Annotated in this window: 21 protein-coding genes and 1 pseudogene; 15 read left to right on the top strand and 7 right to left on the bottom strand. The window is 54.8% G+C overall.

Going from position 1 to position 25,486, the window contains the following annotated elements; translation table 11 throughout:
• The first annotated feature begins 260 nt into the window (after positions 1-260).
• From C1N60_RS21340 to C1N60_RS21330, 3 genes are all read left to right on the top strand, one after another.
• Positions 261-1,190, top strand: a complete 930-nt coding sequence (locus C1N60_RS21340; RefSeq protein WP_021508802.1) for a RepB family plasmid replication initiator protein — start codon at positions 261-263, stop codon at positions 1,188-1,190.
• Between the two features lie 1,843 nt (positions 1,191-3,033).
• Entirely contained in the window at positions 3,034-4,233 is a 1,200-nt protein-coding gene (locus C1N60_RS21335) for an AAA family ATPase (RefSeq protein WP_058776156.1), read from the top strand.
• A gap of 7 nt (positions 4,234-4,240) precedes the next feature.
• Positions 4,241-5,212, top strand: coding sequence for a ParB family protein (locus C1N60_RS21330; RefSeq protein ID WP_394521975.1), 972 nt, complete (start codon positions 4,241-4,243; stop codon positions 5,210-5,212).
• 506 nt (positions 5,213-5,718) lie between these two features.
• Here the strand turns inward: C1N60_RS21330 and C1N60_RS21325 are convergent.
• Complete coding sequence (locus C1N60_RS21325) at positions 5,719-7,650, bottom strand: aliphatic sulfonate ABC transporter substrate-binding protein (protein WP_394521974.1); 1,932 nt, start codon at positions 7,648-7,650, stop codon at positions 5,719-5,721.
• A gap of 271 nt (positions 7,651-7,921) precedes the next feature.
• On the opposite strand from C1N60_RS21325, the gene ssuD reads away from it, so the two are divergent.
• The 8 genes from ssuD (at position 7,922) to C1N60_RS21285 (ending at position 17,396) form a co-directional block, all read left to right on the top strand.
• Positions 7,922-9,097, top strand: a complete 1,176-nt coding sequence (gene ssuD / locus C1N60_RS21320) for an FMNH2-dependent alkanesulfonate monooxygenase (RefSeq protein WP_260641056.1) — start codon at positions 7,922-7,924, stop codon at positions 9,095-9,097.
• A 14-nt stretch (positions 9,098-9,111) separates the two neighbouring features.
• A complete protein-coding gene (locus C1N60_RS21315) occupies positions 9,112-10,518 on the top strand; it encodes an FAD/NAD(P)-binding protein (RefSeq protein ID WP_394521973.1) in 1,407 nt (468 codons plus the stop codon).
• Between the two features lie 74 nt (positions 10,519-10,592).
• Complete coding sequence (locus tag C1N60_RS21310; RefSeq protein ID WP_058780980.1) at positions 10,593-11,987, top strand: LLM class flavin-dependent oxidoreductase; 1,395 nt, start codon at positions 10,593-10,595, stop codon at positions 11,985-11,987.
• Positions 11,984-13,003, top strand: a complete 1,020-nt coding sequence (locus C1N60_RS21305) for a methionine ABC transporter ATP-binding protein (protein WP_262264142.1) — start codon at positions 11,984-11,986, stop codon at positions 13,001-13,003. The genes C1N60_RS21310 and C1N60_RS21305 overlap by 4 nt, the downstream gene beginning before the upstream one ends.
• Complete coding sequence (locus C1N60_RS21300) at positions 13,000-13,698, top strand: methionine ABC transporter permease (RefSeq protein WP_104093475.1); 699 nt, start codon at positions 13,000-13,002, stop codon at positions 13,696-13,698. Before C1N60_RS21305 ends, C1N60_RS21300 begins: the two co-directional genes overlap by 4 nt.
• Positions 13,695-14,570, top strand: coding sequence for a MetQ/NlpA family ABC transporter substrate-binding protein (locus tag C1N60_RS21295; RefSeq protein ID WP_058770426.1), 876 nt, complete (start codon positions 13,695-13,697; stop codon positions 14,568-14,570). Before C1N60_RS21300 ends, C1N60_RS21295 begins: the two co-directional genes overlap by 4 nt.
• Before the next feature lie 174 nt (positions 14,571-14,744).
• Positions 14,745-16,178, top strand: coding sequence for an MFS transporter (locus C1N60_RS21290; RefSeq protein WP_152390888.1), 1,434 nt, complete (start codon positions 14,745-14,747; stop codon positions 16,176-16,178).
• A 3-nt stretch (positions 16,179-16,181) separates the two neighbouring features.
• Entirely contained in the window at positions 16,182-17,396 is a 1,215-nt protein-coding gene (locus C1N60_RS21285; RefSeq protein WP_125311067.1) for an acyl-CoA dehydrogenase family protein, read from the top strand.
• Between the two features lie 89 nt (positions 17,397-17,485).
• Here the strand turns inward: C1N60_RS21285 and C1N60_RS21280 are convergent, their stop codons facing one another.
• On the bottom strand, positions 17,486-17,995 hold the full coding sequence (locus C1N60_RS21280) for an AAA family ATPase (protein WP_394521972.1): 510 nt from the start codon (positions 17,993-17,995) through the stop codon (positions 17,486-17,488).
• A 374-nt stretch (positions 17,996-18,369) separates the two neighbouring features.
• Between C1N60_RS21280 and C1N60_RS21275 the strand changes: the two genes are divergently transcribed.
• From C1N60_RS21275 to C1N60_RS21265, 3 genes are all read left to right on the top strand, one after another.
• Positions 18,370-18,903 carry a hypothetical protein gene (locus C1N60_RS21275; RefSeq protein ID WP_394521971.1) on the top strand — a complete coding sequence of 178 codons (534 nt, stop codon included), beginning with the start codon at positions 18,370-18,372 and terminating at the stop codon, positions 18,901-18,903.
• A 372-nt stretch (positions 18,904-19,275) separates the two neighbouring features.
• Positions 19,276-20,409, top strand: a complete 1,134-nt coding sequence (locus C1N60_RS21270) for a glutathione-independent formaldehyde dehydrogenase (protein ID WP_159377564.1) — start codon at positions 19,276-19,278, stop codon at positions 20,407-20,409.
• A gap of 474 nt (positions 20,410-20,883) precedes the next feature.
• Positions 20,884-21,150, top strand: coding sequence for a hypothetical protein (locus C1N60_RS21265; RefSeq protein WP_072208583.1), 267 nt, complete (start codon positions 20,884-20,886; stop codon positions 21,148-21,150).
• A 221-nt stretch (positions 21,151-21,371) separates the two neighbouring features.
• Here C1N60_RS21265 and C1N60_RS21260 read toward each other — a convergent pair.
• The 5 genes and pseudogenes from C1N60_RS21260 to C1N60_RS21240 all read right to left on the bottom strand — a co-directional run bounded on the left by C1N60_RS21260 (position 21,372) and on the right by C1N60_RS21240 (position 24,539).
• A pseudogene (locus tag C1N60_RS21260) lies at positions 21,372-21,883 on the bottom strand (anti-virulence regulator CigR family protein).
• A 285-nt stretch (positions 21,884-22,168) separates the two neighbouring features.
• Positions 22,169-22,480, bottom strand: coding sequence for a hypothetical protein (locus tag C1N60_RS21255; protein ID WP_088517478.1), 312 nt, complete (start codon positions 22,478-22,480; stop codon positions 22,169-22,171).
• Positions 22,481-22,673: 193 nt separating this feature from the next.
• Positions 22,674-23,369 carry a DJ-1/PfpI family protein gene (locus C1N60_RS21250; protein ID WP_104093482.1) on the bottom strand — a complete coding sequence of 232 codons (696 nt, stop codon included), beginning with the start codon at positions 23,367-23,369 and terminating at the stop codon, positions 22,674-22,676.
• A gap of 229 nt (positions 23,370-23,598) precedes the next feature.
• Positions 23,599-23,952 (bottom strand): NUDIX hydrolase, encoded by a 354-nt coding sequence (locus tag C1N60_RS21245; RefSeq protein ID WP_104093483.1) that lies wholly within the window; start codon positions 23,950-23,952, stop codon positions 23,599-23,601.
• Positions 23,946-24,539 carry an NUDIX domain-containing protein gene (locus C1N60_RS21240; RefSeq protein ID WP_021508782.1) on the bottom strand — a complete coding sequence of 198 codons (594 nt, stop codon included), beginning with the start codon at positions 24,537-24,539 and terminating at the stop codon, positions 23,946-23,948. The genes C1N60_RS21245 and C1N60_RS21240 overlap by 7 nt, the downstream gene beginning before the upstream one ends.
• A gap of 80 nt (positions 24,540-24,619) precedes the next feature.
• Between C1N60_RS21240 and C1N60_RS21235 the strand changes: the two genes are divergently transcribed.
• Positions 24,620-25,369 (top strand): DeoR/GlpR family DNA-binding transcription regulator, encoded by a 750-nt coding sequence (locus C1N60_RS21235; RefSeq protein WP_104093484.1) that lies wholly within the window; start codon positions 24,620-24,622, stop codon positions 25,367-25,369.
• The last annotated feature ends 117 nt before the right edge of the window (positions 25,370-25,486 follow it).

Below are 25,486 nucleotides of genomic sequence, written 5' to 3'. Positions count from 1 at the left end.
GGTTATTCACTTATACAGTGATTAGATCTTAAAGAAAGATCATAAAGAGATCTAAAAGAGATCCTAAGAGATCCCCGATCGCGGCAGGCCGCACCAGACAAGGGCTGAGAAGGTGATCGTGTTCACTATAATCAGTAAAGTGTCCACTATAGTCAGTACTTTATTCACTATAGACAGTAGAATGTTCACTATAAACAGTGTTAATGTTCACTGTAATCAGATACCGATCCTTTTCATCCACAGAATGAAGATCTCAGGCTATGGCAGATAAAGAGAGTGAAAACAAGGCGTTACTTGAACCTTTTCTGTCGGTGACAAAAAACAGCGGTGAAGTTATTCAGCTTCATCCCAATAAAAATAACACCGTACAACCGGTCGCGTTGATGCGCCTGGGTCTGTTTGTTCCTACCCTGAAGTCGACGGCTCGCGGCAAATCCGGCGCCATGGCTTCAACTGATGCCACCAAAGAACTCAAGAACCTGTCGCTGGTGAAAGCGGAAGGCTATGAAAAGATTACCATCACCGGCGCACGGCTGGATATGGATAATGATTTCAAAACCTGGGCCGGCATCATTCAGTCTTTCTCGCGTTATCCATCGAAGGGCGACACCGTCACGCTGCCGTTTATCGACTTCGTTAAGATGTGCGGTATTCCTTCAGCCAACTCGTCCGCAGCACTGCGTAAGCGTCTTGACGCCTCGCTGCGACGCATCGCGACCAATACCCTGTCGTTTGAAGGGAATGGTAAAGCCTACCACACGCATCTGGTGCAGTCGGCTTACTACGATCGTGAGAAAGATCTGGTGCGCATTCAGGCCGATCCTAAGCTGTTTGAGCTGTATAACTTCGACCACAAGGTGCTGTTGCAACTGCGGGCTATTTCGCGCCTCAAGCGTAAGGAGTCGGCGCAGGCGCTGTATACGTATCTGGAAAGTCTGCCGACTAACCCGGCGCCGATTTCACTGGCGCGCTTGCGGATGCGCCTCAATCTCGGTTCAAAAACCACCACGCAAAACCATGTGGTGCGACGCGCCATGGAGCAACTGAAAGAGATCGGCTACCTCGACTATTCCGAAGTGAAACGCGGCCGTTCGGTGTTTTTCATCATCCACAGTCGCACGCCGAAACTCGATGGAATCAGCAATCTCGAAAGTATCGATTCGCTGGAAGACCTCGATTTTGAAGACTGATTTCCCCCATTCACTGTAATCAGTAAGCCCTCCGCCCGCCGTGTCACTGAGCTGCAAAAGTGACACGGCAGCATTCTCCCCCGTTCACTGTAATCAGCACAGCCGCTGTTGTTCACTGTAATCGGTAACGTTCACTGCAATCAGTAAAGGCTGACGCTCTCGCTTTGCGCCCTGTATCGCTACGCTACCCGTTTTCGCAGTATATGCCGCCTGTAACGATAGTGGGTACTTACCAGGTGGGTATAAATCGTCTTTAAATCCCCGCCAGAGCCGCGGCTGGCTGTTTACAGTGAATGTTCTGTCTGCCAGGTGGTCTTGCTGACTATAGTGAATATCAGATGGCCTAACAGAGCTGATTATAGTGAACGCTGTTACCTAAGTTCATGATTAATAATATTAATAATAGTTAAACGGGTAAGTGCCCACTGTAATCAGTAATTATGCTGTGAAAACAACCAGTAAAAGTGACAGGGTTGGTCACGCCCACTGATTACAGTGAATGCCGGCCATGATTTACTGATTGTAGTGAACGCCGGCGGCCCTGTTCTTTGGCTGCGCTTACACCAATGCAACTGCTGATTACAGTGAACATCAAGAGTGCTTCTCCGCCTGCAGTGCAAAGGATGACGGAGTGATCTTTGGATGACGAATGCTGACTACAGTGAACACCATAGGTCATAAAGCGCAGCCGGTGGGTGCTGATTACAGTGAACGAGCCTGTGATGATCCGGCTTTACCAGATGGTATAGAGCGGTATCGGTTACTGATTGCAGTGAATGTTTTAATCCATCGCCCTTCCCTGCCCTGAACCTTCGATTATGATTACCCGCGCAGAAGCGAATCGCGTCTTTGCTGATTACAGTGAATGCTTTGCCGGGCAGCTCAATCACTGTGCAACCAGGTCGTTTTTAGTACTGATTACAGTGAATGTTGCTCAGTGAACAGCCGGATGTTGTTATTACCATTACCTGACAGCGATCACATTACTGATTACAGTAAACATTGACGAAAAGGGGGACGTGGTTTACTGACTACAGTGAATGGCAGGTGTGACGAGGTGCAGGCTTACTGATTACAGTGAATCTTATGCGGGCTGCTGACCGTTGGCTGGCAGGCGTTTACCGCGTTGCGGCCACTCATGACCACTGATACCACTGCTGCTATACGCATTGCTTTGTAGTGCCATACCGCAAACTATAGCAATGCTCTGCGCTAACGGTTTGTCCGACAGAACGGATGGCTGCAAAGCCCTAATCCGCCACGGCGACGTTAAGCTACGCAACGTTAACCAGAAGAACGACTACTGACTACAGTGAACGTTAGTCGTGTTGCGCTGCAAAACTCATGCGTTTACTGACTACAGTGAATCTTTCAACCGCTCCTTCCCTTCCCTGCCCTGCTCTGACGCGTTGTCTGGCTGACCCATAGGTTTACTGATTACAGTGAATCCTTGTTCAACGCTGCTGATTACAGTGAATGTTACGCTGAATACAGTGAACAGTGATCATTAACAACGTCGAATTGCTGATTACAGTGAACACCAGCAGCGCGACCTGAGGATTACTATGCGCAAACTGTGAGCGCAACCTTTCCATTTACCTGCAGGACACGACCACTGATTACAGTGAATGTCGCGCTTTCGCAGACGTAACGCCGATCACATTTTCACCAGTTGATTATCAATCAGACAATGCGACTTACTGAATGCAGTGAATCTCTGCATTAAGCCCCTCACGCAAAAGGCCTTTTTGTAACGCGAGCTGATGATGAACAGATGAGATAGATTTGCCTCATGTGCAGGATTTCGGTATAAAGTCATAAATCCTACATGTGTGGAGCAAGTATGGCTAACGATGAGAAGCAGGTTCTGAAAGTCGCTCAACGCTCAGAAAGAATGCTGATGAGCCTGACGGAGCAGATTCAGGCGCAAAAAGAAGAGTTGCACGAGAATACTTTTTACCAGGTTTATGCCAAAGCGGCGTTAGCCAAGTTGCCTAAGCTGACGCGCGCCAGTGTCGATTACGCGGTGAACGAGATGGAAGAAAACGGCTATCCGTTTGATAAGCGCGCGGCCGGTAGTTCTACCAAATACGCGATGTCGATCCAAAATATTATCGACATTTACCATCATCGCGGCGTCCCGAAATACCGCGATCGCCATCCTGAAGCGTTTACGCTGTTTGTCGGTAACCTGAAAGGCGGCGTGTCTAAAACCGTTTCCACGGTATCGCTGGCGCACGCGCTGCGCGCGCATCCGCACCTGCTGTTCGAAGATTTACGTATCCTGGTTATCGATCTCGATCCTCAGTCTTCGGCCACCATGTTCCTGAATCATGAACGTTCGGTCGGTTTGGTTGAAGCCACCGCAGCTCAGGCGATGCTGCAAAACGTCAGCCGTGAAGAGCTGAAAAGCGAATTTATTGTGCCGTCGATTATTCCAGGCGTTGACGTACTGCCTGCCTCTATCGATGACGCTTTCATTGCCTCACGCTGGGAAGAGCTGTGTGCGGAGCATCTGCCGCAGCAAAACGTGCATGCGGTGCTGTATGAAAACGTGGTGGCTAAGCTGAAAAAAGATTACGACTTCATCTTTATTGACAGCGGCCCACATCTGGATGCCTTCCTGAAAAACGCCATTGCCGCTTCCGATTTGCTGATGACGCCGGTGCCGCCGGCACAGGTTGATTTCCACTCCACGCTGAAGTATCTGACGCGCCTGCCCGAGCTTATCGACATCATCGAAGAGTCGGGAGCCACCTGCCGGTTGCAGGGTAACATTGGCTTTATGTCCAAGCTGTCGAATAAAGCGGACCACAAGATGTGTCACAGCCTGGCGAAAGAGATATTTGGCGGCGATATGCTAGATGCGGCGCTGCCTCGGCTGGATGGCTTTGAACGCTGCGGTGAATCGTTCGATACGGTTATCTCCGCTAATCCTTCCACTTATGTCGGCAGCAGCGAAGCCCTGAAAAACGCGCGTTCGGCGGCAGAAGACTTTGCCAAAGCCGTCTTTGATCGTATTGAATTTATCCGCCTGAACTGAGGTTATTATGAGCGCAAAAAGAATCACTATTGGCCGCACCTTCAGCCAGAGCCCGTTACAAAATGAACCCAGCGAGGATGGTCATTCCCAGACGTTTATCCTTTCCACCGGTAAACGCGCCCTGTTCACGCTGGAACACATCACGGCTAAAGAGATAGAAGAACGTACGTACGTGGTGATGGAAACCAACGGCCGTGACCAGTCCGGTCTCACGCCAGAGTCACTGCGCGATATCATCCGTACCATTAAACTGCAGCAGTTCTTCCCGGCCATCGGCGTGAAGCGTGGCGATCGGATTGAAATCCTCGATGGTTCGCGTCGTCGGGCGGCCGCGCTGCACTGTAAAACCGGGCTGGATGTGCTGGTTACCGACGTTGCCATCTCTGCCGAAGAAGCCCGTCGTCTGGCGCAGGATATCCAGACCGCGCGTGAGCATAATCTGCGTGAAGTCGGCATGCGTTTGATGTCACTGAAAGAAAGCGGTCTGTCGCAAAAAGAGATTGCGCAGAGTGAAGGGCTGTCTCAGGCAAAAGTGACTCGCGCGCTGCAGGCTGCCAGTGTGCCGCTGGAGCTGGTCACCCTGTTCCCGAACCATTCAGAGTTGACCTATCCTGACTACAAAACACTGCTGCAGGCCTACGAAAAACTGCAGGAAACCGGTCAGACGGTAGACGCTCTGATTGAAACCATCGGCATGGATGTGGACAGCGTCTGTGCGCGTGAAGGCCTGGCGGAAGATGAAGTCAAGAATGGCATCCTGCGGCTGGTCCGTAACGGTAGCCAGACGCTGGTGCAGGCGCCGGCAAAAGATAAAGTGGTGGCGACACCGTTGTGGACCTTCGCAGATAAAGACCGTTACGCCCGTAAGAAAATGCGCGGACGCATGTTTAGCTATGAGTTTAACCGCCAGTCCAGAGAGTTACAGGAAGAGCTGGATCGGGTTATCACCGAGACGCTGAATAAGTATCTCAATCAGTAGTAGCGCTTTACCTCCGATGACCAGCAATCTGTAGCAGCACAATCCCGTACAACCTGAACCGTGCCGCTACAGATTGTTACCTCACCCACCTGATTTCTCCCCCGTAATTTCATCCTTCGCCAGCCTGATTTCAGCGCTAAGCGCATGAAATCAAATCAACCTTAGCCGGAATTTCAGGCTGAAATCGCCAAGCCCTCAATATTATACGGTGAAACCGCGCCATCGCTGGTTGAAGCTTTGATGATGGCCAGCTTTGCTGCATGCGAAAGCAACAGTGAAAGCAGCAGGAGGAATCCTTAACCAAATCTGCCATAATCAGGCGATATTCGCCATGGCGATTTCACCTCTAACTGTTTGAAAACAGTGTTTTTATCAGCAGGATTTCAGGCTGAAATCGCCCGAATTTCACAGTAAACCCTCATGCTGCCGTGAGAAAAACGGGGATTTAGCCAGACGATATTCAATGTGTTATCCACAGAAAACGTGGATAACTTTTACTGTAGGCGCTATGCCATAAGCGCCGTCTGGCTGGGCGACTGCCACACCGCATCACGCACGCGCACCGGTTTATGAATCAAACCGAGCGCATAAAAGCGGTCAGCGATAGTTTGCTGTTCTTTGATGACGTGAAAAACCATGGCCCGGGTCTGGTGGCTGCGACGGGATAAGGCGCGTTCCACGGCTGCGAACTCCAGCCCCAGTTCCTGCGCCAGCATAGTGGCGGCCTCATGGCGATGATGATCAATAAAGGTCCCGGTTTGCTGCAGGCTCGTTACCAGCTGCTGCACGATATCGTCATGCTGCTGCACATAATCATGGCGCGCCAGATAAAACTGGTGGTTGCGCACCCGGCCTTCGCCCTTCTCCAGCACGCGCAAATCGGCGTTGCTTTCTGCGGCACTCAGCAGCGGATCCCACATCATCCAGGCATCAACGGCCAGATAATCGCTGGCTGTGAGCGGATATTTCGGCGGCGTGTACACCACTTTAATTTCATCCAGACCGATGCCGGCTTCCTCCAGCAGCTGCAACAGCAGCCAGTGAACATTCGATCCTTTATTGACCGAGATACGCTTTCCTCGCAAATCTGCCAGGCTGTGGATAGTACTGTCGCGTGGCACCACAATCCCGACGCTGCCCGGTGCCGGTGGCTCCCAGGCGATATAAGTCACGGTGTTACCGCTGGCCTGAGCGAAGATGGGCGGCACTTCACCGGTGGTACCAAAATCAATCTCATTATTCTGCAGCGCATACAACAGTTGCGGACCGGCAGGAAACTCGCTCCACACCACGCTGATACCCTGCTGATTGAAGCACTGTTCCAGCGTCTGGCGCGCTTTCAACACGCCAAGATTGCCAAATTTCTGATAGCCGATGCGCAACTCGCGTTCAGGGCGCGCGGCCCCACTAACGTGCGCGAAGGCCATGACGGCAGACTTGCGCCGCCCTTTTATAACGCCCATCTGTGCCAGATGCGTGCGCAGCGTGTGCCGGCTAATGCCCAGCAGCGTGGCGGCCTGCGTCTGATTGTTGTCCGCTATTTCCAGTGCGTTACTGATCAGACTCTGAATCACCCGATCAAACAGCTGTTGCGGTTCGCGTGTAATCTGCTGGCGCAGAAAACTATCCAGCGTCGAATCGTCTGTTTCGCTGTATCCACGTTCACTGTAACCTGCCAGCCGCAGCTGCGTCGGCGTCAATGTCTCATCGCGACTGAGCAGCACCGCATTGTGCAGCGTATTCTCCAGTTCACGAATATTGCCGGGCCAGCTGTAATCGCGCAGCGCTTCCAGCGCGTCAGGCGACAGGCGACGCGCCGGACGGCCAAGGCGGCGTGCGTACAGGGAGAGGAAATGCTGTGCCAGCAGCGGGATGTCCTCGCGACGCTGGCGCAGCGGTGGCAGGGGAACAACGGCGATGTTCAGGCGATAGAACAGATCTTCACGAAAACGCCGTTCGCGAATTGCCTGCGCCAGATCGACATGGGTTGCGGCGATAACGCGCACGTCTATTTTAATGGCCTTGCGCGAACCGACGCGCGTAATTTCACGCTCCTGAAGGACGCGTAGCAGTTTAACCTGCAGCGGCAGGCTCAGTTCGCCGATCTCATCCAGCAGCAGCGTGCCGCGCTGCGCCGCTTCAAACCAGCCAGGGTGCGCCTGAGTCGCGCCGGTGAAGGCACCTTTCTCATGTCCAAACAATTCAGCTTCTGCCAGACTTTCCGTCAGGGCGCCGCAGTTGACGGCCAGAAACGGGGCATGCCGGCGTGGACTGTGGTGATGCAGATACCGGGCGACCACTTCTTTGCCGGTGCCGGTTTCGCCCACAATCAGCACCGTGGCGTCGGTGGGTGCGAATTTATCCAGCAGCGACTGGAAAGCCAGCGATGCCGGGTCGACCAGGCGAGGTGAATCCGGTTGATTGTAAGGTGTCAGCATGAGATGGCTCCTGTAAAGGTCTGCCATCACGCTAAACCCGGCAAGTGGCAATGAACAGCAGGAAAAAAGCATAAGCAGTTGCATATGCAGCAAATGCTGTTGGCGTTGCGTTGCAATTGCAACAGATATTACGCGCTCTGATGACCTAACTGACTGAAAATGCACAATCTCTGTTTCGTTAAAAGCTGGCATGCTTTTCGCTTAAGCCTATATAACCAAATAGAAAGTTAAGAATGAACGTTTTCTCATAAAGTTATATAGGATAAGCATAATGGCCGATTCTGCGCACGAGAGCATAAATGTCTTCTGGTTCCTGCCGACGCACGGCGATGGCCGTTACCTGGGTACCACAGAAGGCGGACGCCCGGTTGATTTAGCCTATTTACAGCAGGTCGCGCTGGCCGCCGACAATCTGGGCTTTTACGGCGTCCTCATTCCGACAGGCAAAAGCTGTGAGGATTCCTGGCTGGTGGCTTCCGCGCTGGCACCCATGACGCGCCGGCTGCGCTATCTGGTCGCCGTACGGCCAGGGTTACAGCCACCCACGCTGGCAGCGCGCATGGCTACCACACTGGATCGTCTGTCGGAAGGCCGTCTGCTGATTAACGTGGTCACCGGCGGCGATCCGGTGGAGAACAAAGGCGACGGCATCTTCCTCAACCACAGTGAACGTTATGAAGTGACTCGCGAGTTTCTGGATGTGTATAGCCGGCTGATGCGTGGCGAAAAAGTGGATTATCAGGGCGAGCATATTCAGGTTGAAGGCGCTGAGGTGCTGTTTCCACCGGTGCAGGAAAACGGTCCACCGCTCTACTTTGGTGGCTCATCGGAGGCAGCGATCGACGTGGCGGCGCAGCAGATTGACACCTATCTCACCTGGGGTGAGCCACCGGCGCAGGTAGCAGAAAAACTGACGGTCGTGCGTGAGCGCGCTGAGTCACGCGGCCGGAAACTCGAGTACGGTATCCGCCTGCATGTGATTGTGCGTGAAACCGAAGAAGAAGCCAGAGCGGCGGCGGATAAACTGATTGCCCATCTGGATGACGACACTATCGCTCAGGCGCAGAAGATTTTTGCCCGCATGGATTCCGCCGGTCAGGCGCGCATGAGTGCGCTGCACAACGGTTCGCGCGATAATCTCTACATTGCGCCGAATCTGTGGGCAGGCGTCGGACTGGTGCGCGGCGGTGCCGGCACCGCGCTGGTGGGCAGCCCGCAGCAGGTCGCTGAACGCATCCGGGAATACCAGGCGCTCGGGGTGACTAACTTCATTCTTTCGGGCTATCCGCATCTGGAAGAGGCCCATCGCGTGGCTGAATTGCTGCTGCCGCTGTTACCGCTGGCCCACGGTCAGCAGCAGCGCGCCCGTACCATTAACACTGGCCCGTTTGGTGAAACCATCGGCGGCGATAAGCGCCCATCGGCGAAACAGACGAGCGCCAGCTGATGCAGGAGAAGGCGATGGCAGCAGCGCACATCATTATTGTCGGCGGGGGCTTCAGCGGCACAGCGCTGGCGATTCACCTTGCCCGCACGTCGCTCGCGCCGCTACTGATTACAGTGGTCGAACCGCGCGCCAGCCTTGGCGCCGGTGTTGCCTATTCCACGCCGGAACCGGCACACCGCATCAACGTGCCGGCTGCGCGTATGCAGCTCAGTGGAGAAGAGCAGGGCGCCTTTGATCGCTGGTATCGTCAGCAGCCGGAATGTTCACTGGACTCAGCAGCACACTGCGCCGATGGCGCGGTGTATCCGCAGCGTGCGCTGTTTGGTCGCTATCTGGCGCAGCAGTTTGCCGCCGCCGCTGAGGCGCATCCGCATGTCACTCTGCGTCACGTTCAGGCGCGTGCGCTGGCATGGGAAGGGCAACAACTGCTGTTGAGTAACGGTGAAACCCTGACTGGCGACATCCTGGCACTGGCCATCAGCCATCCACCGCCGTCGCTGCCACGCATGCTACAGCCGTTTGCCGACCATCCGGCGCTGATTGCCAACCCGTGGCAGCCAGGCGTGCTGGATAGCGTTGAGCCTGATGCATCGGTGGCGATTGTCGGCACCGGCCTGAGCATGGCTGACGTGGTGGCTTCGCTGGCGACGCGTCAGCATCAGGGGCCGCTGCTGGCGTTCTCACGGCGGGGACAACTGTCACGCGCCAATCTCAGCGGCGAATGGCCGGAGTGGACACTGGGCGCGCAACCTCAGCCCAGCGCGCGTCGCTGGCTGCGGCATATTCGTGATGAAGTCGCTCGCGCTGCCGCGCAGCAGCTGCCGTGGCAGCGTGTGCTTGATGAGGTGCGTGTGCAGGGGCAAGCCATCTGGCAGTCACTTCCGCTGCCTGAACAGCGACGCTTTGCGCGTCATCTGCGTTCATGGTGGGATGTGCATCGCTATCGCATTGCCCCGCAGGTCGCCGCCGTCATCGCCCGGCGACAGCAGCAGGGTAGCCTGCAGGTATTGGCCGCTCGCCTCGTGGCGATTCACGCTCACCCGCAGCAGCTGGAAATCACCCTGCGTCAGCGCGATGGCACCCGGCAAAACCATGTGCTGGATAAACTGATTGTCACGACCGGACCGGGACATGAAGCGCTGACGACCAGCCAGCCGCTGCTGCAATCGCTCAGTGAGCAGGGCCTGATCCGCGCCGATGCGCTCGGCTTCGGCATTGATGTGGATCACCACTCGCGCACCCTCAACCGGCACGGCCAGCCCAATGCACGCCTGTTTGTCGTGGGCCCGGCGGCGCGCGCCCGATTTGGCGAGCTGATGGGATTGCCGCAGGTGGCCGATCACGCGGCCGCCGTAGCGGATGAAATTCTTAAAGTATTGCCTGTCGCTCACGCTGAGCGATGTCCCCCTTCCGCCTCCTGAATACTCAACATCCTGAAAATTAACTGACGAACGCCGGGTCGCTGCACGATCACGGCCTCGCTATGGAGATTGCTATGCCATCGCAACGCGAAATACGCCTGAATGCCTTTGATATGAACTGTGTTGGTCACCAGTCGCCCGGACTTTGGGCCCATCCCCGTGACCGCTCATGGCAGTATAAAGATCTGGAATACTGGGTTGATTTGGCGCGCCTGCTCGAGCGCGGCAAGTTTGACGGCCTGTTCATTGCCGATGTGCTCGGCATTTACGATGTGCTGAACGGCAACGGTGACGCGGCGATACGCCAGGCCACTCAGGTGCCGGTGAACGATCCGCTGGCGTTGATTACGCCGATGGCGCTGGTCACAGAGCACCTTGGTTTCGGTTTAACCGCCTCGCTGTCGTTTGAGCATCCTTATCCGTTCGCGCGCCGTTTGTCGACGCTGGACCATCTGACCAAAGGCCGCATTGGCTGGAACATCGTTACCTCCTATCTGGAGAGCGGCGCGCGCAACATTGGTCATAAAGCGCAAACCGATCATGACAGCCGCTATGACTATGCCGATGAGTACCTGCAGGTGGTCTATAAACTGCTGGAAGGCAGTTGGGAGCAGGATGCGGTGCTGCGCGATCGTCAGCGTCGCATTTTCAGCGATCCCAGCAAAATCCATCCGATTAACCATCAGGGTACGTTCTTCAACGTACCGGGCATCCACCTGTGTGAACCCTCGCCGCAGCGCACGCCGGTGCTGTATCAGGCCGGTGCATCGAGCCGCGGCAAACAGTTTGCCGCTGAGCACGCAGAATGTGTGTTTGTCGCCGCGCCGTCCAAAGTGCTGTTGAAGAAAACCGTGGCCGACATCCGGCGTCGTGCAGCCGAAGCCGGTCGCGATCCGCGCAGTATTTTGATCTTTAACCTGCAGACGGTGATTGTCGGTGAAACCGATCGGGCGGCACAGGCGAAGTGGCAGGAGTATAAAAACTGGGTCAGCTACGAAGGCGCGCTGGCGCTGGTTTCTGGCTGGACCGGCATCGACTTTGGACAATATCAGCCGGACCAGGTGCTGAAATACCTGCACACCAACGCCATTCAGTCAGCGGTTGAAACTTTCTCTACTGCCGATCCCGATCGTCAATGGACGGTGAAAGCGCTGGCTGACTGGGTGGGTATCGGCGGTTTTGGCCCGCTGCTGGTAGGCAGTGCGGCAACGGTGGCGGATGAGCTGCAGAGCTGGGTAGAGGAGACCGACGTGGATGGTTTCAACCTGGCGTATGCGCTGACCCATGAAACCTTTGAGGATGTGGTCGAGCTGCTGATTCCGGAGCTGCAAAAACGCGGCGTTTACAAACAGGATTACGCCGCGGGCACGCTACGCGAGAAGCTGTTTGCCGCCGGGCCGCAGCTCAGTGCGCCGCATCCGGGTGCTGGCTATCGCGTACGCAGCGCGCAGCAGCAGGAGGTCATATGATCGAAATCGAGCGCCTGAGTAAACACTACCGTGCGCCGGACGGTCGCGTCACCGACGTGCTGAAAAACATCACGCTGCAGGTGCCGGAAGCCAGCATCACCGCGGTGGTCGGACCGAGCGGTGCCGGCAAATCTACCCTGGCGAAATGCATCAGCCTGCTGGAGCAGCCGAGCGGCGGCAGCATCCGGGTTAACGGCAGCGATTTATCCCGGCTGGATGGCGAAGCGCTGCGCCGCGCGCGTCGCGCTATCGGCACGGTATTTCAGTCTTCCGCGCTGCTGCAGCGTAAAAGTGCCTGGGAAAATATCGCGCTGCCGCTGCGCTATCTCGGCGTGGTCGAGCGCGATATCCGCGCCCGCGTCGGCGAGCTGCTGGAGAGTGTCGGGCTAAGCCACAAAGCCAGCGCCTTTCCCGCCCAGCTCTCCGGTGGGCAGCGGCAGCGCATTGGTATTGCCCGCGCGCTGGCGCTACGTCCCTCTGTACTGCTGGCCGACGAAGCCACCTCCGGCCTCGATCCGGAAGCGACGGTCACCATCCTTGAGCTGCTGAAAAAACTGCGTGACGACTACCGGCTGGCAATCGTGCTGATCACCCATGAGATGGATGCCGTACGTCAGGCGGCGGATGCGGTTGCCGAGATTCGCAATGGAGAGATAGTGCAGTATGGCACCGTCAGTGCGCTGCTGGCACAGCCGGACAGCGCGCTCGGCCAGCGGCTGCTGCCGCTGACGGCACAAGTCAGTGATGCCGGACTGGTGCTGCAGCTTAGCTACCGTACTGATGTCGCGGTGGCCAGCGACTGGATTTCGCGCATCAGCCAGCAGTTCGCTTTAAAAGTGGATCTGCTGGGTGCGCATGTCGAGCGGGTCAATGGCATCCAGGCCGGACGGTTGCAGGTGGGCATTCATTTTCAGCAGGAGCAGGTGCCGCTGGCACGGTTGCTGACGCAGCTGGAGCAGTATGGCCTGGCGGCCAGCGTTGCTGTCAACGTGCCGCCGTTACGGGAGGCGGTATGAGCGTATCCGTGATAAGCCAGGACACGCCCTGGCCTGAAATTCCGGCACTGATGTTGCCGGCGCTGGGTGAAACCGCGTTGATGGTCGGCATCGTGATGCTGTTTGTGGTGAGCCTCGGTGGCGTGGTTGGCGTGGTGCTGTTTAACACCTCGCCGCGCGGACTGTTTCCGCAGCGCGGTGTGCATCGGGTGCTGAGCTGGATCGTCAATATGGGGCGCTCGTTACCGTTTCTGGTGCTGATGGCGGCCATCATTCCGTTTACCTTCTGGCTCACCGGCACCACCATCGGCATTCCGGCGGCGGTGGTACCGATGATCGCCGCCGGGATTCCTTTCTTTGGCCGCCTGGTCGACAACGCATTACGCGAGCTGCCCGGAGAAGTTACCGCCGTGGGGCTGGTGTGCGGCGGTTCGCGCTGGCAGATCATCCGCTCCGCCCAGCTGAGTGAAGCGCTGCCGGCGATTGTCGCAGCCATCACGCTCAACCTGATCTCCATGATTGAGTACTCGGCCATCGCCGGCACCATTGGCGCTGGCGGCATTGGCTACCTGGCGGTGGTGTATGGCTATCAGCGGTTCGATAACCACATCATGATCGCCACCATCGTGGTGTTGATTGCACTGATTCAGACCATTCAATTTTTCGGCGACCGGCTGGTTGCGGCCTTGCGCCATCCTCAGGGGACATCGTTATGACAACACAAGAATTTGAGTTACGTAAAACACGCCGCTGGCCGTGGCTGCTGCTGATTATAGTGGTCATTTTGCTGGCCGTCGCTGGCTGGTTGTGGCGCAGCCAGCAGCCGCAGGCGGTGGTGTTTGGCACCACGCTGAAAGTGCATTATGAGCCGGCAATGGCCGGGGAACAGAAGCTGATTGACTATGTGGGTGAGCATATCGCGCCGGACTACGGCCTGAAGCTGGAGGCGGTCGGTGTGCAGGATCCGGTGCAGGCGGACCGTGCGGTAGCAGAAGGGCAGTATGCTGCGACGGTCTATCAGCATCAGTGGTGGCTGAAGCAGGTGGTCGATGCTAACGGCTTCCAGCTCACTTCCAGCCTGCCTCTGTTCCAGTGGGCCTTTGGTATTTACTCCGATCGCTACCACTCGGTGGCGGATCTGCCGCAGGGCGCAACCATTGTGGTGCCCGACGATGGGGCGAATCAGGGCCAGGCGCTCTGGCTGCTGGCGCGTCAGGGATTGATCACCCTCGATCCAACGGTAGAACCGCGCACCGCCAAACTGAAAAACATTGTCGGTAATCCGCACGGTTTCGTGTTCAAAGAGCTGGATCTGCTGACCATGCCGCGGGCGCTCAATTCGGTCGATGCGGCGATTGGTTATGTGTCGCAGTTTGACGCCGGTAAAGTCCCGCGTGACAAAGGTATTCTGTTCCCGCCCGCGCCGCGCACCTTTGCCTCGCAGCTGGTGATTGGTACGCCTTACCTGGAGCAGGAGAACATCGTCAAACTCAGGCAGGCTTTTGCCGATCCGCGCGTGCAGCAGTGGCTAAAAACCACCGATGACCCGCTGGTCAAAGGCGTACTGGTGCCGGTTTCTGCTGAATAACTTTACTGCCGAATACGCTACCCGGACCCGCATTGCGCGTCCGGGTTTTAGTGTTGGTGTCTTTGTTATCTTATTGATTATATTGTAATTAATAGCAAATATTGTTGCTTTGGTTCCCTGCATAAAGCGCTTATAACCACCTCACCTGCACAACAAAAACAGACGTGAGGCGTTATGAGTACTCTTCCTTTAGAAAACACCTTGCCGGCTTCGCAACCGGTACGTTCGGTCAGTGATGTGGCAAGGCTGATCAACACCCGCAGTAGCAAAAACAACTATGCGCGCATGATTGTGTTTCTCGCGTTGGGTGGCGTGTTCCTCGACGCCTACGACCTGACCACACTGTCGTACGGCATCGATGACGTGGTGCGCGAGTTCCAGCTATCGCCGTTCACCACCGGGCTGGTCACTTCATCCATCATGGTCGGCACCATCGTCGGCAACCTGATTGGTGGCTGGCTGACGGATAAGTACGGCCGCTATTCGGTGTTCATGGCCGACATGCTGTTTTTTGTCGTATCGGCGATTGCGGCGGGCTTAGCACCCAACGTCTGGGTGCTGATTGGCGCGCGCTTCCTGATGGGCATTGGCGTAGGCATCGATCTGCCGGTGGCGATGTCTTATCTGGCGGAATTTTCTAAATTTGCCGGCAAAGGCAACAAAGCCGCACGGCTCGCGGCCTGGTGCCCGATGTGGTATGCGGCTTCCACTGTGTGTTTCCTGCTGATTTTTGGCCTCTATTTTCTGCTGCCTAAAGATCATCTCGACTGGCTGTGGCGCGCCTCGCTGCTGTTTGGCGCGGTACCTGCGCTGTTGATCATCGCGGTGCGCAGTAAGTTCATGAATGAATCACCGTTGTGGGCCGCGAATCAGGGCGATCTGACCTCGGCGGTGCGTATCCTGCGTGATTCGTACGGTATTCATGCACACGAAGCAGAACCAGAAACGCCACCCGCGGCGGCGGCGCCGAAGGTGAGTTTTCGCGTACTGTTCCAGAAGCCGTGGCGTGAACGCACCATCGTTGCCGGCGTAATGAATATCTGTATTTCGTTTGAGTACACCGCCATCGCCTTCTTCCTGCCGTCGATACTGGCGCAATTTCTTGGTGCCGGTGTGTTCGAGACTATCTCAGCTTCGCTGGGGCTGAACGCGCTGTTTGCCTTTACCGGCGGGCTGCTGGGGATGCGCCTGGCGTGGAAATATCCGTCACGCCACGTGGCGATCGCTGGCTTTGCGCTGCAGTTTTTGGCGCTGGTAGCGCTGGCGTTGATTGGCCACCCGCAGGCGCTAGTGGGCATCGTATTCGCGGTGCTGATGCTCGGGCTGTGGCTGTTCGCTGAAGGCTTTGGCCCGGGCGCGCAGCTGATGGTCTATCCGGCGCTCTCGTATCCTACCTCGATTCGCGCGACCGGTGTCGGCTTTAGTCGTGCGCTGTCGGGCATCGGCAGTGCGCTGGCGCTGTTCATTCTGCCGATTCTGCAGGCGGCGCTCGGCACCAACATGTTCTGGGTGGTATCGCTGGCCGCCATCATTCCGATCTTTTTCCTGCTGGCGGTGCGTCACGAACCGACCCGCCACGACATCGACGATCTTTCCCCTCAGGAGTAAAACATGAGCATTCTCTCTACCGGTACTGACTATGACACGCTGGCGGCGCACTTCCGACCGCTGTTTGCCCGCATCGCGGCGGGCGCAGCGGAACGCGAGCGTACGCGTACCTTGCCTTATGAACCACTGCAGTGGCTGAAGGAGGCCGGCTTTGGCACGGTGCGTATTCCACAGCAAAAAGGTGGCTGGGGCGCCTCGCTGCCGCAGCTGTTTCAGCTGTTAATTGAGCTGGCGGAAGCGGATTCCAACCTGCCGCAGGCGCTGCGCGCGCACTTTGCGTTTGTCGAGGACCGGCTCAACCAGCCGGACAATGTGGAGCGCGATGCGTGGTTTCGCCGTTTTGTAGATGGCGAGTTGGTGGGCAGCGGCTGGACGGAGATTGGCAACGTCAGGCTGGGCGACGTGATCACCCGCGTCACGCCTGCCGCCAATGGCTGGACGCTGAATGGCGAGAAGTTTTACAGCACCGGTGCGCTGTTCGCCGACTGGATAGATGTTTACGCGCGTCGCGATGACAATCAGGGTGACGTGATCGCGCTGGTGAATACGCATCAGCCGGGCGTCACGCGTGAAGATGACTGGGACGGATTTGGCCAGCGCCTGACTGGCAGCGGCACGACGCGCTTCGAGCACGCGCATGTGGAGACGCAGCACGTATATGATTTTGCCACGCGCTTCCGTTATCAGACCGCGTATTACCAGCACGTGTTGCTGGCAACGCTGGCGGGCATTGCGCGCGCGGTGGCGCGGGACGGCGCGGCAGCCGTTGCCGCACGCAACCGCGTTTACAGTCACGGCAACGGAGCTGCCTCGCGGCAGGATGCGCAGGTGCTGCAGGTGGTAGGCGAGATCACCAGTCTGGCATTTGCCGTCGAAGCCACGGTGATTCGCGCAACCCATTCACTGCAATCAGCGTATGAAGCGCACGTCAGTGCCGATGAAGCGGCCATCGCCGCCATCAACAACCTGGCGGAAGCCGAGGCCGGACAGGCGCAGGTGATCGCCAGCGAGCTGGTGCCGCGTGCTGCCACTGAATTGTTTAATGCGCTTGGCGCGTCGGATACGCGCGTCAGCAAAGCGCTGGATCGTCACTGGCGCAATGCGCGCACCGTCTCGTCGCATAACCCGGTGATCTACAAAGCGCGCGACATCGGTGACTGGAAAGTCAACGGCACCCCGCCAACCGGCATCTGGCAAATCGGCAGGGGAGAGGGGTAACCAGCCTTGATGAGCAAACGGCGCCGTTTAATGGCGCAGAATCCGGCTGCGTCATGGAATTAGCACCTCATAAGCCGCAACCCGGCGGCTTAAGAGCGGTATTCAATAATATTGAAACCTTCATCAGCCGCTGGTGCTGAGAAATGACGGCTTATGATTTCAAACTGATCATCTGAAGCGGCAAAATCGTGGGTGCCGGCTGCGTTACGGGCACGTAATCGGCTCTTACACACCTCATCAGGGACGTTAAGGAAATGCAGGTGGTTAGCAGCACCTGATGCTTTAATGATACTCAGCATCCATTCACGACTGGCGGGTGTATTAGCCGGAAAATCCAGGACTACCGACATCCCCGCGTTAAGTAATGATACCAGATGCGGTTTCATGGCATATCTGAGCTTAGAAGAATACTGCAAGTAATCCGCGACCGAGTGCATTTCATCGGCATAGAGCGCTGCAAGCCAGCGATCTTCACTGATAATGATAGTGCGCGGTGCAGCGCCTAATTTTGCGCATAACGTAGATTTACCCGACGCAATTTTTCCACATAACAGGTGAAGCGTGGCTTTTTCAGGTGATGCGACATCGGTGGTGTTCATGGCTGACCTCACTGGTTGATTACCGGTAAGGCCCGCCTTACCGGCGGGAAAATGGCAAACGTTATCCCACCTGAACGTGCAAGGTGATAATAATGATTGCGGAAGACAGGGCTGAGCAAGTTTTCATCGTTTTAAACTAACAGGTTAAGTCTCAATAATCACCTGATGCTTTGCTTTAGCTGTGATGGCAGCGTGTTGTTGATAACGGAGTTCGCAGGGGTAGGGCCGTTTGGTGCCGGGAGCCGACACTGTGCAGGTGTCAGGCAGGTATATCAGGGACAGATTATCCCCGGATGGCTGGCTTAATATCTGTTAAAGATTTCACACCCACAGGCCGATAAAAACAGGAGCGACAGAAACGTAAGGAGATGCGCATGTATGGAAAACTGGTCATTACGGGAATAATAGTAACGTTGTTAAGTGGATGTTCGGCTGGGTTTAGGCCTTCTCTGGAAGACTATAAAGGTTCAGATTCAGCCAGGGTTCGTGCTGCATCTGAGGGCAATACAGCCCTGCAATTTTACGAAAAACAGCCGAGTGGCTGTTATAAAAAAGTTTTAGAGCGCCGGGTTACAGCTGGTCTGGCTATTCTCGGTATTCCTGTGTCAGGAAATAAAAAAATCGGAATGCCAGAATCAAGTAACAATAAGGGGGCTTTCATAAATGAATTTACGATCAAGCCGGGGCAACTGATAAGTATAATTCATTACTGGACTCAGCCGGGCTACTACCAAAATACAGAACGATCTGTCTCCACCAGATTCATTCCTCAGCCAAATCATGATTACGATATCGTCGTCACTGGCTCCGAATTTGGCGGGGATAGCGTATCGGTGAGAGATCTGGATCCAGGCGCTAAGATAGTTGGCTGGGAAGGTAATTACTGCCCCTCCGGTATATTTGATTAATTGCATGACGCTGGTCACCGTGTGTACGCTTAAGCCCACCCTGGAGTGGGCTTTTTCATGTGGTACTCAAACCAGGCAGAGGTTGAGGACAATAGCTGTTACGGGATTCAGCGCAAGGCTAAGTCAGCGTAGCGGTGTGGTGCGCCAGGGGTCTGGAAGAAGGCGGAGACAAAAGACGTTTAGCGAAACGGTGCTTACAATTCATAGAGTTACATAATATTAATACTCCCGGGTGACTTCATGCGCTGTTCTACACTTACACATTCAACCAAGCCGTTTGATTGAAAAAGCAGCATCACTGAGAGGGCGGCGACAGCAAAGCGTCACGCAGCCGCAGCCTTCATAACTGATCATGCACGTGAGGAGAACACCATGAAAGCAGTTGTCTATAACGGACCTTTTGACGTTTCAGTCAAAGAGGTTCCGGATCCCAAAATCGTTCGCCCTACCGATGTGCTTGTCCGTATTACCACCACCAATATCTGCGGTTCAGATCTGCATATGTACGAAGGACGCACCAGCTTCGAACAGGGTCGCATCTTTGGCCATGAAAATCTGGGGCAAGTCATTGAAATCGGCAGCGCGGTTGAGCGGGTCAAAGTTGGCGATTATGTCTGCCTGCCCTTTAATGTCGGCTGCGGATTCTGTGAAAATTGCGAGAAAGGGTTAACCGGCTACTGCCTGACGGCAAATCCGGGTACGGCCGGGGCCGCCTATGGCTTTGCTGAAATGGGCGAGTGGGATGGCGGCCAGGCGGAGTTACTGCGTGTGCCCTATGCTGACTTTAACTGTCTGGTGCTGCCGCCGGATGCGGTAGAAAAAGAGGAGGACTACGTTTTACTTTCCGACATCTTCCCCACCGGCTGGCATGCCACTGAACTGGCAGGATTGCGCCCCGGAGAAAATGTGGCGATTTATGGTGCAGGCCCGGTCGGCCTGATGGCGGCTCACTCGGCCATGATTAAAGGCGCATCGCAGGTGTTTGTGGTTGATACCCATCCGGACAGACTGGCGCTGGCCGAACAGCTGGGCGCAGTAGCGATCAATGGGGTGGGCGATGAGGCTGTAAACAAAATTCTCGAGTTAACCGACGGGCGCGGCACGGATTGCGGTTGTGAGTGTGTGGGGTATCAATGTTGCAATAAGCATGGCCACGAGGATAACTCTGCCACGCTTAACAGTCTTGTCGCGTCAACTAAGGCCACGGGCGGCATCGGTGCGGTCGGCGTTTTTGTTCCGCAGGATCCCGGAGGCGCGACCGACCTGGCCAAAGAGGGTAAAGTGCCATTCGATTTTGGGAATTTCTGGTTTAAAGGTCAGTCAATCAAGACCGGTCAGTGTAATGTCAAAGCGTACAACCGCCAGCTCGCAAGGCTTATCCATCAGGGCAGAGCCAATCCGGCGCAGATCATCTCGCATCGTCTCGCTCTGGCAGATGCTGCCGAAGGCTATAAGCATTTTGATGATCGTGACAATGGCTGGACGAAAGTTATTCTGAAACCCTGAAAGCCAGGTAACTCAGAAGAGCTAAGACACATTCAGGCGGTGGGAAGAGGGAGAACGAAAACTGCCTGTCTGTGGCTGGCTATCTCTTGCATGACCACATTAATGACATATCAGCGTAAATCCGGCAGAGATTTGCCCACTGCTCATCCAGTTTGATGCACATGCGCAGCATCTCTTTCGCAAGGCACGAAGCCGCACAAAGATCACCTGACACAACAGGGCGATATCAAGCTTCGAGGCATTTTGGCCATCGTCTGACAACATTCCTCCTCAGCTAAAGTTATTTATCAGGCATGAAAGAGATAACGGATTATTCAACTTTGTAATAACCAAATTTTTTTAATTATCATTTTTATAATTCGCAAATATCCGCGATGAGCGAGAAGGGAACACAACATTTAAGTAATAATCGTGCGAGGGAGCCAAACGCCTGGTATTATAGCCATATAAATGATCATGACGGAGAAAAGGCTAATGAAAATTACACTTAAAAAAGAAAATGGAACATCCGAAACACAGGATGTTGCGTCTTTGATTATCACATTAAGTAATGGTGAAACTGTTGAAATTAGTGACGAAAGCCAGCAGCGTCCGTCACATCTTTCGGAAGGAATTACGGTGTGGGGAGGAAGCATGCCGAAAGAAGGCGCCTCCATTGACGACCTCAGGGCTTCAACGCGATCATTAGGTATTTATCCCCTGGCCGCTAATTTGATTCACCTTTTCCCACTCAGTAAATAGCCGCTAAATACAGCAGTATGTGAGTTTCGTCTGGGGGCATTTGAGTCGGATAATCGTAAACATCGGCTTTTGCCATAGAACGAATTGACGAACAGACCGATGTCCGCTTTGAGCGAAAAGCGGACATCATCCGTTTGGTTTGCAAGCAATTCGGGAAACAGGTTGTTTGCGTATACATGACTTTGCCGGCGATCTCTTTTAGCCGGGCTTGCAGTCTGTGGTTAGTTGAACACACCGTTAATCACGGCGGTCACAACTGCTGTGCTCAACGCAATAAGCACTAAATCATCTCCAACCGCGCGCCACTCGTAGCCGGGTAGTAAGGCAGCGCATTTATCATGGATGCTGGCAAATTTTTCTTAGCAATACCCGGTGGCAATGCTTTCCCACGCGCCACTTTCTTAGCGATTCCCGGTGGCAGAGATTGATAGCCTACCAAACCATAGTTGACGGCGAGCGCTCGTGCCTGAGAGAAGCTGATATCAGATTGAACATGATCGGGGTGCCGGGCGTTCTTGCGATGTCCATGTTCGTTTTTCGACGATGCGTAACCCTGCTCTTTATTTCCGTGCGCGCCATTATTACCGTGATTGCCATTGCCATTGCCATTGCCATTGCCATTGCCATTGCCATTGCCATTGCCATTGCCAGGGTTTGCATAAGCCGGTGCAACAAAAACGGCGAAACCAATCAACAGAGCAAAGGTTGTTTTGAGCGTGCGTTGCGTGAGCATGACTGATGTCCTTAATAGTATGTGTTGCCTGATTGAAATATAGAACGAGGCGGCAATCTTAACCATCACCTCATTTCTGAAATATCAGTAATGTAATAAGCCGGACATGTCTGGGACTCACTCTGAACGCGGGCATTCCACTGCTTAGCCTCTGAATCCAGGGGGGTACCTGCCGGCTCGTGACTATTGAGAGAAATGTCCGCTCGTCGCGCAAAGCGGACATTGACGCTTCGAATCAACTTAGAGACGAATCAGGACAACCGTTAAGTCGCCCTGAAAAGGGGGCTAAAGCGGTAAAACGGTTTCCACGGTGTGCTGAAAAACGTATGGATCTGAAAGTAACTCAAATTGTTCGTCATCCGGATACGTCACTGCCACGTGATAGTTTTCTCCCGCGAAGGTCTTTACTGACTGCAGATCCTTCCAGTAAGTTGCCAGAAAGAAATGCTCCCAGTCACCCTGTGTTTCTCTGCGCACATAAGCGCCTATATTCCCGGCAATGCTTCGTGAATGTTCCACACCTGTCTTCTCAAGGTGTTTCGCAAAATCTTCAGCGTGTTTAAGCGGAACACAACCGTGCCAGGTTCTTACAATCATTCGCCTTTCCTCTTAATGTGGCAAGGAGGTAACCCTATCATCGCAATCCACTTAACGGTGTAATTTCTGAAGGACGAGTTGTTTAATACAAAATAAATTTATGACGACCGAAGCCTATTTACTCTTACCTGTATGTCCGTTTTTCGCTCATCGAGGCATTCGTCGGTGGGGAAGTCCGCTCCGTGCCGGCCCGTTATTTCTGTAGTCTGGCTGCGGCTTTCAGCGTCGCCTGCCGCCGCTTTTCAATAAATGGCGCAACCTGTTGCTGAGCTTTTTTCAGCTGTTCTTCAGATGCGGAGCGGGGCGAGCCACAGTCAAAGGGCGGGGCAGGGTCATATTCCATATGCAGCTGAATGTTTTGCGCGATATCCGGTCCGAACATCTCTGATACGACGCTGAGGGCAAAATCGATACCTGAAGTCACACCGGCGCCCGTTATACGGTTGCGGTCGCGTACAACACGCTCATTTACTGGCTCTGCGCCCAATAGCGCCAGCTGATCCAGCGAAGCCCAGTGCGTCGTCGCTTTATATCCCTCAAGAAGCCCGGCCGCGCCCAGCACAAGCGATCCGGTGCATACTGACGTTACCAGCTTCGCCTGTTTACTTTTAGCCCGGATAAACGACAGGACTTCTTCATCCTCCATCAGGTTTATCTGCCCCGGCCCGCCGGGAATACATATTATATCCAGCGCGGGACACGCGTCGAACGTGGTGGTTGGCTGAATCGCCATCCCCCGGTCTGACACCACAAGGTCCAGATTTTTCCAGATGAGATGCACTTTCGTGTCTGGTGCCCGCGCAAAGACTTCAAACGGACCGGTCAGGTCAAGCTGCGTAAGCGCAGGGAACAGCAGCAGACCGATGGATGTAGATGCAGAATCACGCATAAATAATGCCTTCATTGTGTGCCAGCAGCCGACATCGCTGCGGTAAGTTATGAATCACTGCAACAGACGATGCAGAGAAACCGCCATCAGCAATAGTGGCATATTTCCCCAGCATCAATGAGTTTGTTTTATTCGCGAAAAATACTCGTGTTTGAATGACGGCGACAAGCCAAATGTCCATAAGCCTGAATGGCCGCGCTGGCATCGTCGCCATCCAGTGAAAGCATAATCACCCAATCGGAATCTCATCTATGTCAGTATAAATTTTTAACCCGCGTTCTCTGCCAATCCGTATATCGTTATCGGCGCCGTGCGACGCGCCCGGCATACGTAAGATCGCGTCGCAATGTTGAATAAGCCGATGTGCAACCGGATAAAGATAAGCCTCACTGATTTCATCACCGATTGCCTTTGAACCTGCGGCGGCGGCAAGAGGTAATGCCAGCCATTCTCCAATCACCGGCGTATGCCCTCTGTGATAAACCTGCAGAGCGGCTTCATCTAATTTTTGTATATTGGCGTGAATTAAGGCCGGGTCTCCTTCGGTGCCGCTGCGCACAGGGCCGGCAATCAGGATCAGCATGGTATTGGCTCCTCAAAATGGACATTCATGGCAACGTATTGCAGTAACATGATGGTTTTCGCATCCATAATCTCCCCGCTGCGAATTGCGCTCAGGGCCTGAGTCAAAGGCCATTCCAGTACTTCAATATCCTCGCCCTCATCGGCAAGGCCACCGCCTTTGCTCTGGCGATCGTCATCAGCATATTCGGCGATAAAGAAATAGAGTTTCTCGGTAACCGAACCCGGACTCATAAAGGCTTCCATGACTTTTTCAATATGCTGCACCCGGTAACCGGTTTCTTCTTCTGCCTCCGCGACAATGCGGGTTTCCGGCGAAGCGTTATCGAGCAGCCCGGCAGCCGCTTCAATCAAAAAACCTTGGTGACCATTAATGAAAACCGGCAAGCGAAACTGGCGGGTCAGCACCACGCTGCGCTTTTGGCGATTATAGAGAAGCACGACGGCACCATTACCGCGGTCATACGCTTCACGTTGCTGCTTCTGCCACGAGCCGTCACGGCGCTGCAATTCAAAGGTGTATTTTTTCAGGGTGTACCAGTTGTCGGACAACAGCTGCTCACGGATATTGCGTATTTTCTGCTGCATAGCTTGCCTCCTGAAGATGACAAAACAGACGCTATCATGCATAATCGTGCAAATTCAAGAAAAAACGTGAGCGGGTAATTATGCTATCAAGCCAGCGAAAACAACAGATTCTGAAGATTCTGGCGGCTGAAAATCAGGTGATGTCAGGTGAGCTCAGTCAGCGTTTCGGCATATCCGAGGACTCAATACGCCGCGATTTGCGCGAGCTGGCCGCTGAAGGACTGTTACAGCGCGTGCACGGCGGCGCGCTGCCGGTGTCAGCCGCGCTGGCATCCTTCGAAAAACGCAAAAACGTGCAAATGAGTTCCAAGCAGTGTGTGGCGCAAAAGGCGGTGAAGCTGATTCAACCCGGTCAGGTAGTGATTATTGACGGCGGAACCACCACCGCAGAACTGGTGCAGTTGCTGCCAGCAGACCTGGCTTTCACGGCGATCACCCACAGCCCCGGTATTGCGGTTGCGCTGGTGGATTTTCCGCGGGTAGAAGTGATAACCCTGGGCGGGCTGCTCTATCGCCACTCGGTGGTCGCGGTGGGATCGGCTGTCCATGAGGCGGCTGCGCGTATTAATGCTGATCTGTTTTTCATGGGCGTTACCGGCGTGCATAAAACCGCCGGCCTCACGACCGGCAACTATGAAGAGGCCGGCATAAAGCGCGCGCTGGCGGGGAGAGCCGCCGAGACCGTTGTCATGGTGTCAAAAGAGAAACTCAATTCCGCCTCCGCCTTCGCGATTGGGGATCTGGATCTGGCCAGTGCGCTGATTGTCGATGGCGAACCTGATAAAGAGCTGCGCATGGCTTTAAAGCAGAAGCATGTCTCGCTGTTGTAGTGTTCTACGCTGCCTTTTTGACGCATCTGCGAAACAGATCGGTTCGTGATTGTGCATGACCTGCATGGCAAAGCTGTGAATGTCCGTGACCTGCCCCAAAAGATTGATACACCGCGT

It is taken from the genome of Pantoea sp. SGAir0184 (assembly GCF_043544755.1).
This window is presented reverse-complemented; position numbering and strand designations above follow the sequence as displayed.